Origin of the sequence: Pseudomonas sp. Hp2 (assembly GCF_006386585.1) — a bacterium.
Classification (GTDB): Bacteria; Pseudomonadota; Gammaproteobacteria; order Xanthomonadales; family Xanthomonadaceae; genus Pseudomonas_S; species Pseudomonas_S boreopolis.
Genome location: NZ_VAHJ01000002.1, coordinates 1 through 15,483, shown reverse-complemented (window position 1 = coordinate 15,483; position 15,483 = coordinate 1). Strand labels below are relative to the sequence as shown.

Below are 15,483 nucleotides of genomic sequence, written 5' to 3'. Positions count from 1 at the left end.
GCCCGCTTTTCCCGCTGCATTGCATGGACATCGTCGTCAACGAAGAACTGAAGGCCTACATCGACCCGCTCACCGCCGAGGAGCACGACGCGCTGGAACGCAGCCTGCTCGCGGAAGGTTGCCGCGACGCCCTGGTGCTGTGGGGCAACGTCCTGGTCGACGGGCACAACCGCTACGGCATCTGCCGCAAGCACGGGATCCCGTTCAACACCGTGCAGAACCCGCGCTTCCAGTCGATCGACGACGTGCACCTGTGGATGATCGAGCAGCACCTGGGCCGGCGCAGCGTCTCCGATTTCCAGCGCGGGGTGCTGGCGTTGCGCAAGCGCGAGATCCTGGCCAAGCGCCAGCGCGAGGCGCGCGAGGCTGAACTCGCCGCGACGCGCGCCGCGCAGCAGGCCCAAGCCCAGGCGGAAGCGGAAGCAGAAGCCGCCGCGGCCGGACCGGCGCCGGCCGAGGACCTGCCGCCGTGGGACGACGCGCCGCCGGTCAGCCGCGCCGAACTCGCGCGCGAGGCGCGCCTGAGCAACAACCAGGTGGTGATGATCGAGCGCATCCACACCCAGGCCGCACCGGAGGTGATCGAGGCGGTGAAGGCCGGCGACATCTCGATCAGCGCCGCGGCCGCGGTGGCCACGTTGTCCGAGGAAGAGCAACGCGCCGCCGCGCTGGCCGGCAAGTCCGAACTGAAGCAGGCGGCCAAGCGCGTGCGCGAGTCCAAGCGCAAGCCCAAGGCGGATGCCGCCGCGGACGGCGACGAGGCGCCCCTGGACGCCAAGGCGTTGCAGCGCCGCGTCAACGAGCTGGAACGCGAGAACGAGCGGTTGCGCGGCCAGGTCGCGACGCTGCAGGAGCAGTTGCAGCGCCTGCGGGGCTGATCGCGCCCGCCGGCCGGCGCGATCGCCGGGACGACGGATGCCGGCGGCGCGCGGCCGGCGAAGACGGGCCGCATCCGCCGGATATGCCAACCTAGCCGCATGGATACCCGCACCGCTGCCTCCACCGATCCGCGCCGCGCGCAGCTGCGGCGGATGAAGACCCTGGCCCTGTTCCTGCTGCTGGCGATGCTCGGCGGTTTCGTGCTCAGCCACGCGATGGGCCAGCAGGGCGCCTGGGCCTGGGTCGCCGCGTTCTGCGAGGCCGCCGCGGTCGGCGCGCTGGCGGACTGGTTCGCGGTGGTCGCGCTGTTTCGCCGCCCGTTGGGCCTGCCGATCCCGCACACCGCGATCCTGCCGCGCGGCAAGGACCGCCTGGCGGACGGCCTGGCGGTGTTCGTGCGCGACCACTTCCTGGCTCCCGCGACGCTGCTGGAAAAGCTGCGGCTGTTCGACCCGGCCAGCCGCCTCGGGCAATGGCTGGCGCAACCGGCGCAGGCGCGGATGCTGGCGCAGATGGCGCGCGGCTGGATGCAGCAGGCGCTGGACCTGCTCGACGAAGCCGCGGTGCGGCGCGCGATCCAGCGCTTCGTGGTGGAGCGCCTGCGGCAGTGGAACGCCGCCGCCACCGCCGGCGAGGTGCTGTCGCTGCTGACCACCGACGGCCGCCACCAGCGCCTGCTCGACGATGGCCTGGAACGGCTGGGCCGTTGGCTGGACGACGAGAAGGTCAAGGCCTGGGCATCCGACCTGATCGTGCGCTACGCGCGCCGCGAATGGCCCAAGCTGGTCGGCACGGTGAACTGGGTGACGCCGGTCGAGGAGATCGGCGACAAGCTGGCCGACCGGCTGGCGCGGGCCGCGATCGAGGAACTGCAAGCCATCCTGTCCACGCCGGAACACCCGCTGCGCCAGGACTACGAGGCCTGGCTGCGCGGCTACATCGAGCGCCTGCGCGACGAGCCCGCGATGGCCGAGCGGGTGGAACGGCTCAAGCAGCGCGCGATCGAGCACCCTGCCCTGCAGGATTACGTGCAGGCGCTATGGGCGCAGATCCACGCAGCGCTGCGCCGCGACCTGGACAGCGGGGACTCGGCGATCGCCGCGCACCTGGAACGCTCGCTGCATGGCCTGGGCCGCTCGCTCGCCGAAGACCCGGCCCTGCGCGAGGCGCTCAACCAGCACATGCTCGATGCCGCCGGCCGGCTCACCGAGCGGCTGCGCGCCTCGGTGACCGAACACATCGCGGGCACGATGAAGGGCTGGGACGAGCGCCACCTGGTCGACCTGCTGGAACTGAGCGTCGGCCGCGACCTGCAGTACATCCGCTTCAACGGCACCTTGGTGGGCGGATTGATCGGCCTGGCACTGCATGCCGTGTCGGTGTGGATGGGGTGATGCCCCGCTGGCGGGCGTCCCAACCCCGGCCGATGCAGCGCTTTTCCGTGGGAGCGACTTCGGCCGCGACGGGCCCTACCCGCACAAAACCCATCGCAACCAATGCCGCTCGGTGCGGACGGAGTGACGCCCCCCGGCAAGCGTCCCAACCCCGGCCGATACAGCGCTTTTCCGTGGGAGCGACTTCGGTCGCGACGGGCCCTACCCTCAAAACCCATCGCAACCGATGCCGCTCGATGCGGACGGAGTGACGCCCCCCGGCAAGCGCCCCAACCCCGGCCGATGCAGCGCTTTTCCGTGGGAGCGACTTCGGTCGCGACGGGCCCTACCCGCAAAACCCATCGCAACCGATGCCGCTCGGTGCGAACGGAGTGGCGCCCCCCGGCAAGCGCCCCAACCCCGGCCGATGCAGCGCTTTTCCGTGGGAGCGACTTCAGTCGCGACGGCCTTATCGGTAAAGCCCGTCGCGACTGAAGTCGCTCCCACAAGGGATCGCCGGCGCCCTCGCCTGCCATGGGCGAGCACCGCCAGCGGAGGGGAAAGCGCCTCCATCACGGACGTCGCCTTGCCCCGTCCCGCCGGGAGGCGAATAATAGCCATGCTGCGCCGCACAATCCCGTGCGGCGCGGGCTGGTCCGCCGGCCACGCCGGCCCTCCGCGACGCCTCGCGCCCGGCCAGCCCGGAACCGAGAACGCCAAGTTGTCCCGCGAGCCCACGCCTGCCGCCCCCTCCCAGCGTTACCCCGACTACCGTCTGATCTCGCTGATCCTGGCCTGCGCCATCTTCATGGAGCAGCTCGACGCCACGGTGCTGGCGACGGCGCTGCCGACCCTGGCGCGCGACTTCGGCGTGGCGGCGCCGGCGATGAGCATCGCCCTGACCAGCTACCTGCTGGCGCTGGCGATCGGCATCCCGGCCAGCGGCGCGATCGCCGACCGCTTCGGCCTGCGCCGGGTCTATTGCGCCTCGATCTGGATGTTCATCGCCGGCTCGATCCTGTGCTCGCTGGCGACCGACCTGCCGACGATGGTCGTGGCGCGCTTCATCCAGGGCGCAGGCGGCGCGATGATGGCCCCGCTCGGCCGCTTGATCCTGCTGCGCAGCGTCGAGCGCCGCCACCTGGTGTCCGCGATGGCCTGGACGCTGGTGCCGGCCTTCGTCGGGCCGATGCTCGGCCCGCCACTGGGCGGCCTGTTCGTGACCTACCTCGACTGGCGCTGGATCTTCTACATCAACGTGCCGATCGGCATCGCCGGGTTCTTCCTGGTGCGGCGCTTCATCCCGGAAATCCCCTCCGAGTCGGCGCCGGGCCGGTTCGACTTCGCCGGATTCGCGCTGTGCGGCGTGGCGCTGGGCTGCCTGCTGTTCGGGCTGGAGATGGTCAGCCAGCGCGACGGACTGGCCCATGCCGTCGCGCTGATCGCGACCGGCGGCGTCGCCTCGCTCGGCTACCTGTGGCATGCACGCCGCCATCCGGCGCCGCTGCTGGACCTGTCGCTGCTGAAGATCGATTCGTTCCGGCTGTCGGTCATCGGCGGCTCGCTGATGCGCGTCACCCAGGGCGCGCATCCGTTCCTGCTGCCGCTGCTGTTCCAGATCGGGTTCGGCTACAGCGCCGCGCAGAGCGGCCAGCTGGTGATGGCCACCGCGCTGGGCGCGCTGGTGATGCGCGTGCTGACTCCGCGCCTGTTGCGGCGCTACGGGTATCGCAACGCGCTGATCGGCAACGGCGTGTTCGCCAGCCTCGGCTACCTGGTGTGCGCGTTCTTCCAGCCCGGCTGGCCGCCGATGCTGGTGTTCGGCCTGCTCGCCTGCTGCGGCGCGTTCATGTCGTTCCAGTTCGCCGCGTACAACACCATCGCCTACGAGCACGTGCCGGCATCGCGCATGAGTTCGGCCAGCAGCCTGTACACCACCCTGCAGCAGTTGATGCTGTCGGTGGGCGTGTGCGCCGGCGCGCTGTTCCTGAAGACCTCGATGGCGGCGAGCGGCCACGCCGCGCCGCAGCTGCGCGACTTCTCCGTCGCCTTTCTCGCGGTGACGCTGATCTCCTTCAGCTCGCTGCGCTGGCACGTGCGCTTCGCGCCCGATGCGGGACAGGAGATGAGCGGGCACCGGCGCGGCGAAGCCGCCGGCTGACGGACTGCCCCGTGGGAGCGGCTTCAGCCGCGATGGAGCCTTACCGGGAATGCCACATCGCGGCTGAAGCCGCTCCCACGGGCTATGCCCGCGCCAGCCGCCAGGCGCGGTGGATGCGGGCGTTGCGCTCGAAGTCCGGGTCGATCGTCGCCGGGGTGATCTCCTCGCAGCGCGCGAACGCGGCGATCGCGTTCTCCTCCAGCCGGAACCGGCGGAAATTGTTTGAGAAGTACAGCACCCCGCCCGGCGCCAGCCGCGCCACCGCGGCGCGCAGCAACCGCACCTGCTCGCGCTGCACGTCGAAGTCCTCCGCGCGCGCGGAATTGGAGAACGTCGGCGGGTCGCAGAAGATCACGTCGAACTGGCCGCGCTCGGCTTCCAGCCAGGCCAGCGCGTCGGCCTGCACCAGTTGGTGCTTCGCCCCGCCCAGGCCATTGAGCGCGAAGTTGCCGGCGCACCACTGCAGGTACGTGCCGGACAGGTCCACGCTGGTGGTGGTCGCCGCACCGGCCACCGCCGCTTCCACGCTGGCCACGCCGGTGTAGCAGAACAGGTTGAGGAAGCGCTTGCCGCGCGCCTCGGCCGCCATGCGCGCGCGCAGCGGGCGGTGGTCGAGGAACAGGCCGGTATCCAGGTAGTCGAACAGGTTCACCTGCAGCAGCGCGCCATGCTCGCGCACGTGGAAGCTCTCGCCGCGCTGGTCGAAGCGGCCGTACTTGCTGCCGCCCTTGCCGCGCTGGCGCGCCTTGGTCGCCACCTGTTCCTTCGGCACCTGGAACACCTCCCGCGCCGCCGCCAGCAGATCGCCGAAACGGCGGCGCACGTCGGCCTCGGGGATCGAGGCCGGCGCGGCGTACTCCTGCACGTGCAGGAACAACCGGCGCTCGCCGTCGGCCTCCTGGTAGACGTCGATCGCGGCGGCGTATTCGGGCAGGTCGGCATCGTAGGCGCGGAAGCACTCCACGCCTTCGCGCGCGCGCCATTTCTTCAGCCGCTGCAGGTTCTTGCGCAGGCGGTTGGCGACCATCTGCGCGCCGTCGCCGAGCGGGCGCGGCTCGGCCTGCGCCCGCTGCGGCACCGCAACGGGATCGCAGACGAGCAGCGTGCATTCGAGCGCGCCGTTGAACACCTGGTACTTCCGGGTCGCGCGCAGGCCGGTGGCGAAGGCCAGTTCGTCGTTGCCGCACAACAGGCCGGCGCGCCAGGCGGGCACCGCGCGCCGCAACGCATCGCCCAGGCGCCGGTACAAGGCCGCGTCCGCGGCCAGGCGTTCGTCGTACGGCGGATTGCACACCACCGCGCCGTTCGCTTCGGGCGGCAGCGGCAGTTGCGCGACATCGGCCACGGCGAAATCGATCGCGCCCTCCACGCCCGCCGCGCGGGCGTTGGCACGGGCGGCGTCGATCGCGCGCGGGTCGAGGTCGCTGCCGTGCAGGGACGGGCGCAATCCGGCCAATCCCGCCGCGGCGCGCGCCTGCGCTTCGTCCACCAGCGTTTTCCATGCCGTAGCGTCGAATCCGCGCCAGCGCGTCGGGGCCAGCACCGGCCGCTCGGCCGGCGAGGCGGCGGCAAGCGACCACGGGTCGGCGTAGCGCTGCAGGCCGGGCGCGACGTCCGCGGCCATCAGCGCGCCTTCGATCAGCAAGGTGCCGCTGCCGCACATCGGGTCGAGCAGGCCGCCGCCTTCCGCGTACAGGCGCGGCCAGCCGGCGCGCACCAGTACCGCGGCGGCCAGGTTCTCCTTCAAGGGCGCTTCGTGCGGGGCCATGCGCCAGCCGCGCCGGTGCAGCGGGCCGCCGCCGAGGTCGACCGAGAGCGTGGCGCGGCCCTTGCGCAGCGACAGGTTCAGGCGCAGGTCGGGCTGCTCCACGTCCACCGACGGCCTCGCCAGGCCCTGCCCGCGCAAGCTGTCCACCACCGCATCCTTGACCCGCTGCGCGGCATAGCGCGCATGCGTGATCGCGGTGCCGGAGACGTGCGCATCCACCGCCAGCGTGTGCCCGGTCGCGAGGTGCTCCTGCCACGGCAGCGCCGCCGCGCCGGCGTACAGCGCATGTTCGTCGGGGCAGTCGAACCCGGCGATCGGCCACAGCACGCGGCTGGCCAGGCGCGACCACAGCACGGCCCGCTGGGCATCGCGCAGTTCGCCTTCGGCGTTCACGCCGGCGACGGTGGCGGTGGCCTTGGCCGCGCCGAGCGCAAGCAGTTCGTCGGCCAGCAGGTATTCCAGGCCCTTGGCGCAGGAAGCGAAGAATTTCACGTGGATATCCGGGAAAGCGGCGGCGCCAGGGGTTCCTGCGGCGGAAGCGGCGGCACGGGGGCGCCATGTTCGGCGATCGTGCCGCGCATTGCCAGTTCCCGCGCTACCAGGGTTCCAGCCGCGGGCGTTCGCGGTCGAGGTCGAGGCGGCCGTCCAGCGCCAGCCGCTCCAGCAGCGCCTCGTCGTGAGAGACCACCACCAGCGTGCCCGGATAGTCCTGCAGCATCGCCTCCAGCGCCTGCCGCGACGGCAAGTCGAGGTGGTTGGCCGGTTCGTCGAGCAGCAGCAGTTCGGCCGGTTCGGCCGCATAGATCGCGCAGGCCAGGGCCACTTTCAGGCGCTCGCCGCCGCTGAGCGAAGCGCAAGGCCGCTCGAGCGCCTCCGCCGCGAGCCCGAGCAGCACCAGCCGCAGCCACAGATCCGCCTCGGGCAGGGCCGGGTTGGCGTCGCGCAGCAGGGACAGCGGTGCGAGGCGGGCGTCGATCCCGCCCAGGTACTGGTCGAGCCAGGCGCGCGCGACCGGTACCTCGCAGGTTCCCTCCGCCGGCATCAGGCGCCCGGCCAGCATGCGCAGCAAGGTGGATTTGCCCCGGCCGTTGCCGCCGCACACCGCGATCCGCCGGCCGGCCTCCAGCACCAGATCGAGCGGATGCGCCGCATGCGGGCCGAACGGCAGGCGCGCGCCCTGCAGCACGGCGGTGCGGCGGCGCTGCAACGGGCGCGGCGGCCACAGCACCACGGGCCGCTCCGGCGGCGCCTGCGAGGCGGCCTCGCGTACCGCATCGCGCTGCTGCGCCAGCGCGCGATCCTGCAATGCCTGCTGGCGCCCCTGGCTGGCCTCGCTGCGCGACTTGCTCAACCCCAGCAGGATCGGCGCCTGGTTGGCCTCGTGGCCTTCCTGGCGTCCGCGCGCCTGGCGCCGCTGCATGCGCTGGTGCGCCTGCTGGCGCTCGCGCTCGACCCGCCGCAGCCCGGCCCGTTGCCGGTCCAGCTCGGCCTGGGCGGCGGCGCTCGCCCGGGCGGCCGCTTCCGCGTAGGCGCCGTAGCCGCCGCCGTGGCAGCGCAGGCCTTGCGGAGAGAGCTCGACGATCTGCCGCATGTCTTCCAGCAACGTCCGGTCGTGGCTGACGACCAGCAACCCTCCCGGCCAGTCCGCCAGGCGTCGCCGCAGGCGCTCGCGCTGCGCGCGGTCGAGATGGTTGCTCGGCTCGTCGAGGATCAACAGGTCGGCCCCGGCCAGCCACGCGCCGGCCAGGGCGACGCGCATCGCTTCGCCGCCACTGAGCAGCGCGGCCGGATGCCCGGGCTCCCATTCCGGCAAGTCCTGCATCCGCAGCGCCGTGGCCAGTTCGCGGCGGATGTCCCAGCGCTCGCCCACAGCCTCGAAGTCGGCCGGATCGGCGCTGCCCGCCTCGATCCGCGCCAGCGCGGCCACGACCGGCCCCATGCCCGCGAGATCGGCCACGCTCGCGCCGGCCGCGACCGCGACCTGCTGCGGCAGGTAGCGCACGCGACCCTGCGCCGACCTCCGCCCCCGGCTGGGCGCCAGCTGGCCGGCGAGGATGCGCGCGAGCACGCTCTTTCCCACGCCATTGCGGCCGACCAGCCCGGTCGGGGTGGCGTCGAGGTGCAGGTGGATATCGGAGAACAGGCACCGGCCATCGGCCAGGTGGAAGGCGACGCCATCCAGCGTCAAGGAAGGAACTTGCATGCGGAACTCCTGATGCCAGGCGGGACACGGTCGCGGGGACCGGGTTCGTCGGGCCGTCGTGACGACGGCGGGCATCAGTGGCGCATCGGCGCAGCTCCTTCCAGATCAGGCGCGCAGTCTAGCGCGATGCCGGCTCAGCGGCTGAATGCCGGGTGGTACTCGACCTCGCCCATCGGCGGCAGGCGGTCGCCGAAGGCCAGTGCCTGGAAATACGCCGCCGACACGCCGGGCAGCACCAGGCCTGGCTCCTGCGCGAAACCGAAGCGGCCGTAGAAGGCCGGCTCGCCCAGCACCACGCAGCCGCTCGCGCCCTGCTCGCGCAAGGCATCGAGCACCGCGCCGACCAGCCGGCTGCCGATGCCGCGGCGCTGGTGGCCCGGCCCGACCGAGACCGGTCCCAGCCCGTACCAGCCCCTGGCGCCGTCGGAAACCGTCACCGGCGAGGCCGCGGCATGGCCGACCACGTAGCCTTCGTGCTCGGCGACCAGCGAGACCGCGAGCGCACCGTCGGCGCGCAGCGCGGCGATGATGTCCTGCTCGGTATGGCGGCTGTGCTCGGCATGCATGAAGGCGACCAGGGTGACCACCTCGATCGCCTGCGCGTCTTCCGGCCGCTCCGGGCGCAACAGGATGTCCACCGGCGCGCCGTTCACAACGATTGCAGCAGTTCGGCGAACGCGTGCGCGGAAGCCTCGACGTGCGAGGCCAGCCGATGCGTGTCGTCCACCAGCAGTAGCCGCGCCGAGCGTGCCTGCGCCCAGGCGATCACGTCGGCGGCCGGGATCAGTTCGTCGTGCCAGGCATGCACGACCGAGACCGGCACGCGCGCGGCATCCAGCGCCGGCAACGGCCCCATCCTGGTCGGCGGCACCATCAGGAACAGCGCGCGCGTGGGCACCTGCAGCGACACTTGCGCGGAGACGTAGGAGCCGAGGCTGGACCCGGCCAGCACCACCGGCCCCCTGGCCGCGGCCGCCTGCGCCAGGCCGAGCAGGCGCTGCAGCCGGCCGCGCACGTCGCCGACCTGGCTGATGTCGCGGCGCGCGTCGAGGTCGGTGTAGTCGGGACGCTCGTGGGTCCAGCCCAGGCGTTCGGCGACGTCGGCCAGCGCGGTCACCTTGATGGCGTCGGGCCCGCTCTCGAACCCGTGCGAGAGGATGCAATGCCCCCGGCTCACAGCGCCTCCACCGTGTCGCCTACGCGCAGCACGCCGCCCTTGACGATGCGCGCGCACAGCCCGCCGTGGCCGCGCATGGCGTTGTAGCCGCCCGGCCCCAGCGCCAGTTCCATGCGCGAGCATGGGTCGCAGGGATCGGTGCCTTCCAGTTCCACCTCGCCGATGCGGAAGCGCCGCCCCTTCAGTGCGATCAGCGGGATGCCCGCCACCACCAGGTTGCGGCGCAGCAGCGCCGGCGCCACCTCGGCATGCCCGGACAATGCCGCGATCGCCGGCAGGTGCTCGGCCTGGATCAAGGTGACGCCACGCTTGCCGCTGCCGCCCTGGTAGCGATCGCCGTCCAGGCCGCCCTGGGCGGTGGCGCGCACTTCGGCGAGCCCTCGCATCGGCACGTCGCGCGCGGGGCGCACGCCGATCCATTCGACGCGGCCGGTGCGCGGCAGCGTCGCCATCAATTTCGCCAGTGGGCTTTCGGGATCGAGAGACATGCGCGAATGCTAGCATCCGCGCATGTCGCCAGCCCCCGTGCCGCAGCCTTCGATCCATCCCGCGCCCCTGCCCTACGAGCGGAAGCTCGCACCGCGCGCGCTCGCCGAGGTGACGCTGGCGGTGATCCACTGCACCGAGCTCCCGGACCTGGCCACGGCACGCCAGTACGGCGAGCAGGTGCGCTACGACAGCGGCACCGGCAACAGCGGCCACTACTACATCGACCGCGACGGCCGCATCGAGCAGTACGTGGCGCTGGACCGCATCGCGCACCACGTGCGCGGGCAGAACGCGCATTCGATCGGCATCGAGCTGGTCAATACCGGCCGCTACCCGCACTGGCTGGATTCGCGCCACCAGGCCATGCACGAGCCCTATCCGCAGGCGCAGGTCGAGGCGCTGCTGGCGCTGCTGGCGTGGCTGCCGCAAGTCCTGCCGTCGCTGCGCGACATCGCCGGGCACGAGGACCTGGACACCGCGGAGGAAGCCGCCAGCGACGATCCGTCCCTGCGCGTGCCGCGCAAGCGCGATCCGGGGCCGCTGTTCCCGTGGGAGCGGGTCATGGCCGCGATCCCCTTGCGACGGATCGGCGCGAGGCGGTCCTGAAGGACGAAGGACGCCAGGGCCGGGCTAATGCGCCGCGGCCAGGTACGTCTTCTCGCCGGCGTTCACCGCCAGGTCCAGCCGGTTCTGCGGCGGGGCGACCGGGCACACCACGTGCGGCGTCAACGCGCATGGCGGGTTCTCGGCGCGGTTGAAGTCCAGCACGATGCCGTGCCCGCTCGGCGGATCCACGAACAGGTAGCGCGCGCCGCCGTAGGTTTCCTTGCCGCTGGTCCGGTCGGCGAACAGGAAGAACAGCCGCTTTTCCCCTTCGATCGTCACCGGCGCGAGGCGGTACTCGTGGCCGTCGCGGCGAAACACCGCCTCGCCCGGCATCGTCGCGTTCAACGGCGTGCCGATCGAGGTCAGCAAGGTGATCGGCCTCGGCTGCGGATAGACGTGCCAGTCGGCCCTGATCCGCCAGCCCTCGTCCACCGGGAAATACTCGATGCCGGGGAAATTCTTCAATGCCGGCGCCTGCGCGTCGCGATAGCGCCAACCGGCGACCGGCCCGGTGCGGACCAGGTAGAACTGGGCCTGGCCGATCTCCAGGCGGTCGCCGGGACGTTCGAAGGCTTCCGGCCGCAGTTCGGTCTCGCCGGTCAGGCGCGTTCCGCGCAGGCGCACCTCGGCGCGCGGGTCCGGCTCGAAGCGCGCGCCGCTCTCCGCCTCCAGGCGCAGCACGCCCAGGTACGCCGGCCCGCCCGGCAACACGATGTCGTTGTCGCCGGCCGCGCCGATCCGGTACGTGCCCGGACGCAGCCGGCCCGAGCCGGTATAGCTCAGCCAGCCGTCGGGCGCGCGCAGGCGTGCCAGGCGCTCCTCGCGCCAGCGCTCCAGCTCGATCTCATACCGGTCCGCCGCGACCGCGGCGGCATGCGTCTGCGGCGTGGTATCGGCGGCGGTGGGCGTGGTCACGCCCTGCGAACATGCGCCCACCGCGACCGAAGCCAGAACCGCCCATACCCGCAACCGCATGAAGTGCACCCACTCCGAGAGAAACGTGCGCTCCGCGCAAATGCCTGGCGATGAACACAGGCCCCCATCCAGGGCCGTATTGTGCCTGCAATCTCAGGCGCCCGCCGTGATGGGCCGGGCGGGATCGCTGATCCAGCCGCTCCAGGAACCGGCATAGACCCGCGCGCCCTGCAGCCCGGCCACCTCCATCGCCAGCAGCAAGTGGCAGGCAGTGACGCCGGAACCGCACATCAGCACCGTCTCCCGCGGCGGGCGGCCATCCAGCACGGCTTCCAGTTCCGCGCGCAGGCGCGCGGCCGGCTTGAAGCGCCCGTCTTCCAGGTTGGCCGCGAACGGCCGGTTGACCGCGCCGGGCACGTGCCCGGCCACCGGATCGATCGGTTCGACCTCGCCACGGAAGCGTTCCGGCGCGCGCGCGTCCCACAGCCAGCCGGCGGGCTGCGACAGGCGCGCCAGCACCTCCCCGGCCTCGGCGATCGCCCCGGGATCGGGCGCGCCCGGATACGGACCGGCATCCTCGATGGCGGCCACCTCGCCGGTTTCCGGCAGGCCCGCGGCGCGCCATGCGGCCAGGCCGCCATCGAGCACGGCCACGGCACGATGGCCCAGTACCCGCAGCAGCCACCACAGCCGCGCGGCGGCCATGCTGCCGTCGCCGGCGTCGTACACCACCACCTGCGTGTCCGGGCGGATGCCCCACAACCCGAGCTTGACCGCGAACAGGTCCCATTGCGGCAACGGGTGGCGACCTTCGCCCGATCGGCCCAGGTCGGACAGGTCCTTGTTCAAGTCGGCGTAAACGCTGCCCGGCACATGCGAGCGGAAATATTCCTCGCGCCCCCAGTCGGGCGCGTTCAAGGCGAAGCGCGCATCGACGATGCGCAGGTCGGCGCGCTCCAGCGAGGCGGCCAGCGTCGGTGCATCGACCAGGGTGTTCCAGGTCGGCAAGCTCATGCGGTCTGCTCCAGTCGGCGTCGCAGGTTGAGAAGGATGGCGGCGGTGGCGCCCCAGATGCGCTGCCCGGGCCAGGCGTACTCCAGCACCCGGCGCGGGCGGCCCCGGAACTCGATCTCGACGCTGCGCAGGTTGCCAGGATCCATCAGGTAGTCGAGCGGGACCTCGAATACCTCGGCCACTTCGTCGGGCTGCGGCACCGGCACGAACGCCGGATCGATCACCGCCACCACCGGCGTCACCCGGAAACCGCTGACGGTGACGAACGGATCGAGATAGCCCAGCGCCTGCGCCTGCCCGGGACCGAGCGCGATCTCCTCGCAGCTCTCGCGCAGCGCGGCCGCGGCGGGATCGCGATCCGACGGCTCCACCCGGCCGCCCGGGAAACTCACCTGTCCCGCGTGGTGGCGCAGGGCGTCGTTGCGGCGGGTCAGCAGCACCCGCGTACCGGTCTCGCGGGGGATCAGCCCGGCGAGCACCGCCGCTTCGGCCGAGGCGCCGTTGCCGACCAGGTCGATCATCTCGTCGTGGTTCCAGCCCGGCCCGGCCGGCACGGCATCGAGCGGATACAGCGCGCGCCGCAGCCGGTCGCGTTCGGCCAGGCGCAGTTCCAGCCCGCGGGCCTCGCGCCCGGGCAGGATCGATTCCAGATAGTGGCGGCGTTCGGCGTCGCTCATGCTCTTCCAACGGACAATCTCGTCGATGCTGCGCAGGCAGCCCCGGCATCGCCCGGCCGGATCCAGCGCGCATATGCCGATGCACGGCGTGGGGATGCCATCGGGGGAAACGCGCACCGGCACGGACACGCCTCCAGCCTAGCGCGAATCGGGCCGCGATCGCGCGGCGGCGCCCTGCGTCACCGCCTCGCACGAGGGCGTGGACGCGCGAGGCTCCCGCAAACGATCGCGCCGGCCACGTGGGCCGGCGCGATCGTCGTTCCGCAAGGCTCGCTTACTTGACGCTGACGAGCTTGATCTCGAACTGCACGGCCACGTTCGGCGGGAACGGGGTGCGCGGGTCGGCACCGTAGGCCTTGTCCGGCGGCAGGGTCACTTCCCACTTCGAGCCGGCCGGCATCTGCAGCAGGGTGTCGCGCATGGCCTGCATCTCGACCTCGCTGACCTTGATCGACGGGATCTGCTGCGCCGGGCGGGCCTGCTGCGGGCGCTGGCCGTAAGGGAACGGACCGGCCACTTCCAGCTGCACGGTGCTGGCCTGGGTCGGCTTGGCGCCGGTGCCGTTCTCCAGGACCTTGTAGGCCACGCCGCTCGGCAGCGTCTTCACGCCGGCCTGCGACTTGTACTGGGTCATGAACTGGTCGCTCTTGGTCTTGTTCTCGGCGGCGGCCTTGTCGTACTCGGCCTTGGCCTGCTGGGCGCGGGCCTGCTCGCGCTTCTGGAACGCCTCGACCGCCGGCTTGAGCTGCTCGGCGGTGATCGCCGGCTGCTTCTTGGCGTAGGCGTCCTGCAGGCCCTTCACCACCGAGTTGATGTCCAGCTGCTCGCCACGGCCGGTCAGCTCGGCCAGGTTGTTGCCGTAGTCGTAGCCGAAGTAATAGCTGAGCTTGCCCTTCTCGGACGTGGTGTCCTGGGCCAGTGCATTGCCCGTCAGGGCCAGGGCCGCCACGGCGACCGCGATAGAACGCAACTTCATCAAACAATTCTCCAGGGTGGTGGCACAGGACGGGGCTGCCGCCTGAGATGGACGCGTTAGGATAGCCGCCGCTATGGCGGACTGCCACTGACGACCCCGGCTATGACCGGCCGCGGGTTGCGGAAGTTCCGTGCTCACATTTTCTTCACTTCACGAAAGGTTCTGCGATGTCAGACAACGTGGTCCTGGTCGAAGACCGGCAGGCCGTCCGCACCCTCACCGTCAACCGTCCCGACAAGCTGAATGCATTGAACCGGCAGACCCTGCAGGCGCTGGACCAGGCCTTCGCGGAGGCCGCGGCCGCCGACGGCGTGCGCGCGGTGGTGCTGACCGGCGCCGGCGCCAAGGCCTTCGTGGCCGGGGCGGACATCGCCGAGATGGCCGACCTGCCCGCGGTCCAGGGCCGCGACTTCTCGCTGCTCGGCCAGCAGCTGATGCGGCGGATCGAGCGCATGCCCAAGCCGGTGATCGCCGCGATCAACGGCTTCGCGCTCGGCGGCGGGCTGGAGCTGGCGATGGCCTGCCATCTTCGCCTGGCCGCCGACAGCGCCCGCGTCGGCCAGCCGGAGATCAACCTGGGCTTGATCCCCGGCTTCGGCGGCACCCAGCGCCTGCTGCGCCTCACCGGCCGCGCCGCGGCCCTGGAACTGTGCCTGCTCGGCGAACCGATCGACGCCGCGCGCGCGCTGCAGCTGGGCCTGGTGAACCGGGTGGTGCCGGCCGGCCAGTTGCAGGAACAGGCGCTGCAGCTGGCCGGGAAACTGGCCGACGCCGCGCCGATCGCGCTGCGCGGCATCCTCGACGCGGTGGTGTTCGGCGGCGAATGCGCGATCGAGGAAGGCCTGCAGTTCGAGACCGCGCAGTTCGCGCTGATGTTCGCCACCGAGGACATGCGCGAAGGCACCCGCGCCTTCCTGGAGCGCCGCAAGCCCCGCTTCGCCAACCGCTGATCCCGCCGACGATATCGATGCACCGGAAGCCCGACGCCACCGGAGCGGCGATGCCGCTGCCCTTGCGACTGCTGCACTGCCTGCTCGCCGACGATCCGGACCGGGCGATCGAACTCGGGCTGATGGACTATGCGCCCTCGCCCGGCGACGACGCGCTCGACCCGGCCCATCCCGACCTGCCGCAGCGGCTGCTGCAGGCGCAGGCGCGCTTGCGCACGGCCTGGGCCGCGCGCGAACGCCATCGCGCGCGCGCCGCGCGCCTGGCCCGCCGCGCGGCCGAACGCGAGGCGCGCCG

15 protein-coding genes are annotated in these 15,483 nt (G+C 72.0%); 6 read left to right on the top strand and 9 right to left on the bottom strand.

The window, feature by feature from the left end; translation table 11 throughout:
- Positions 1-23 precede the first annotated feature (23 nt).
- From FD678_RS05040 to FD678_RS05030, 3 genes are all read left to right on the top strand, one after another.
- The gene (locus FD678_RS05040; protein ID WP_140720019.1) at positions 24-878 is read left to right on the top strand and encodes a plasmid replication/partition related protein; all 855 of its coding nucleotides are present in this window, start codon (positions 24-26) and stop codon (positions 876-878) included.
- A 99-nt stretch (positions 879-977) separates the two neighbouring features.
- A complete protein-coding gene (locus tag FD678_RS05035; protein WP_218569521.1) occupies positions 978-2,273 on the top strand; it encodes a DUF445 domain-containing protein in 1,296 nt (431 codons plus the stop codon).
- 598 nt (positions 2,274-2,871) lie between these two features.
- On the top strand, positions 2,872-4,413 hold the full coding sequence (locus tag FD678_RS05030) for an MDR family MFS transporter (RefSeq protein ID WP_140720017.1): 1,542 nt from the start codon (positions 2,872-2,874) through the stop codon (positions 4,411-4,413).
- An 82-nt stretch (positions 4,414-4,495) separates the two neighbouring features.
- On the opposite strand, the gene rlmKL is transcribed toward FD678_RS05030, so the two are convergent.
- From rlmKL to FD678_RS05005, 5 genes are all read right to left on the bottom strand, one after another.
- Positions 4,496-6,673 (bottom strand): bifunctional 23S rRNA (guanine(2069)-N(7))-methyltransferase RlmK/23S rRNA (guanine(2445)-N(2))-methyltransferase RlmL, encoded by a 2,178-nt coding sequence (gene rlmKL, locus FD678_RS05025; protein WP_140720015.1) that lies wholly within the window; start codon positions 6,671-6,673, stop codon positions 4,496-4,498.
- Positions 6,674-6,776: 103 nt separating this feature from the next.
- A complete protein-coding gene (locus FD678_RS05020) occupies positions 6,777-8,384 on the bottom strand; it encodes an ATP-binding cassette domain-containing protein (RefSeq protein ID WP_140720013.1) in 1,608 nt (535 codons plus the stop codon).
- Positions 8,385-8,518: 134 nt separating this feature from the next.
- Positions 8,519-9,022 carry a GNAT family N-acetyltransferase gene (locus tag FD678_RS05015; protein WP_140721823.1) on the bottom strand — a complete coding sequence of 168 codons (504 nt, stop codon included), beginning with the start codon at positions 9,020-9,022 and terminating at the stop codon, positions 8,519-8,521.
- Positions 9,023-9,033: 11 nt separating this feature from the next.
- Complete coding sequence (locus FD678_RS05010) at positions 9,034-9,561, bottom strand: hypothetical protein (RefSeq protein WP_140720011.1); 528 nt, start codon at positions 9,559-9,561, stop codon at positions 9,034-9,036.
- Positions 9,558-10,049 (bottom strand): MOSC domain-containing protein, encoded by a 492-nt coding sequence (locus FD678_RS05005; protein WP_140720009.1) that lies wholly within the window; start codon positions 10,047-10,049, stop codon positions 9,558-9,560. The genes FD678_RS05010 and FD678_RS05005 overlap by 4 nt, the downstream gene beginning before the upstream one ends.
- A gap of 22 nt (positions 10,050-10,071) precedes the next feature.
- Here FD678_RS05005 and FD678_RS05000 point away from each other — a divergent pair, with 22 nt between their 5' ends.
- A complete protein-coding gene (locus FD678_RS05000) occupies positions 10,072-10,656 on the top strand; it encodes an N-acetylmuramoyl-L-alanine amidase (RefSeq protein WP_140720007.1) in 585 nt (194 codons plus the stop codon).
- 24 nt (positions 10,657-10,680) lie between these two features.
- Here FD678_RS05000 and FD678_RS04995 read toward each other — a convergent pair whose 3' ends face one another.
- The 4 genes from FD678_RS04995 to FD678_RS04980 form a co-directional block, all read right to left on the bottom strand.
- Positions 10,681-11,571: a DUF1684 domain-containing protein gene (locus tag FD678_RS04995; RefSeq protein WP_218569520.1), complete on the bottom strand. Its 891-nt coding sequence runs from the start codon at positions 11,569-11,571 to the stop codon at positions 10,681-10,683.
- 153 nt (positions 11,572-11,724) lie between these two features.
- Entirely contained in the window at positions 11,725-12,585 is an 861-nt protein-coding gene (locus FD678_RS04990; RefSeq protein WP_140720003.1) for a sulfurtransferase, read from the bottom strand.
- Positions 12,582-13,379 carry a CoA pyrophosphatase gene (locus FD678_RS04985; protein WP_218569519.1) on the bottom strand — a complete coding sequence of 266 codons (798 nt, stop codon included), beginning with the start codon at positions 13,377-13,379 and terminating at the stop codon, positions 12,582-12,584. Before FD678_RS04985 ends, FD678_RS04990 begins: the two co-directional genes overlap by 4 nt.
- 157 nt (positions 13,380-13,536) lie before the next feature.
- A complete protein-coding gene (locus FD678_RS04980) occupies positions 13,537-14,238 on the bottom strand; it encodes an FKBP-type peptidyl-prolyl cis-trans isomerase (protein ID WP_140720001.1) in 702 nt (233 codons plus the stop codon).
- A gap of 167 nt (positions 14,239-14,405) precedes the next feature.
- On the opposite strand from FD678_RS04980, the gene FD678_RS04975 reads away from it, so the two are divergent.
- Positions 14,406-15,188 (top strand): enoyl-CoA hydratase/isomerase family protein, encoded by a 783-nt coding sequence (locus FD678_RS04975; protein ID WP_140719999.1) that lies wholly within the window; start codon positions 14,406-14,408, stop codon positions 15,186-15,188.
- A 17-nt stretch (positions 15,189-15,205) separates the two neighbouring features.
- Positions 15,206-15,483, top strand: a 278-nt coding sequence (locus tag FD678_RS04970; RefSeq protein ID WP_140719997.1) for a hypothetical protein, incomplete at its 3' end; no start/stop codon positions are given.

Excerpts from the sequence above, each read along its gene's own strand:
- FD678_RS04990 (WP_140720003.1), bottom strand. The coding sequence starts at position 12,585 with ATGAGCTTGCCGACCTGGAACACCCTGGTCGATGCACCGACGCTGGCC.
- FD678_RS04975 (WP_140719999.1), top strand. The coding sequence starts at position 14,406 with ATGTCAGACAACGTGGTCCTGGTCGAAGACCGGCAGGCCGTCCGCACC.
- FD678_RS05000 (WP_140720007.1), top strand. The coding sequence starts at position 10,072 with ATGTCGCCAGCCCCCGTGCCGCAGCCTTCGATCCATCCCGCGCCCCTG.
- FD678_RS04980 (WP_140720001.1), bottom strand. The coding sequence starts at position 14,238 with ATGAAGTTGCGTTCTATCGCGGTCGCCGTGGCGGCCCTGGCCCTGACG.
- FD678_RS05030 (WP_140720017.1), top strand. The coding sequence starts at position 2,872 with ATGCTGCGCCGCACAATCCCGTGCGGCGCGGGCTGGTCCGCCGGCCAC.
- FD678_RS05035 (WP_218569521.1), top strand. The coding sequence starts at position 978 with ATGGATACCCGCACCGCTGCCTCCACCGATCCGCGCCGCGCGCAGCTG.
- FD678_RS05020 (WP_140720013.1), bottom strand. The coding sequence starts at position 8,384 with ATGCAAGTTCCTTCCTTGACGCTGGATGGCGTCGCCTTCCACCTGGCC.
- FD678_RS05040 (WP_140720019.1), top strand. The coding sequence starts at position 24 with ATGGACATCGTCGTCAACGAAGAACTGAAGGCCTACATCGACCCGCTC.
- FD678_RS05005 (WP_140720009.1), bottom strand. The coding sequence starts at position 10,049 with ATGTCTCTCGATCCCGAAAGCCCACTGGCGAAATTGATGGCGACGCTG.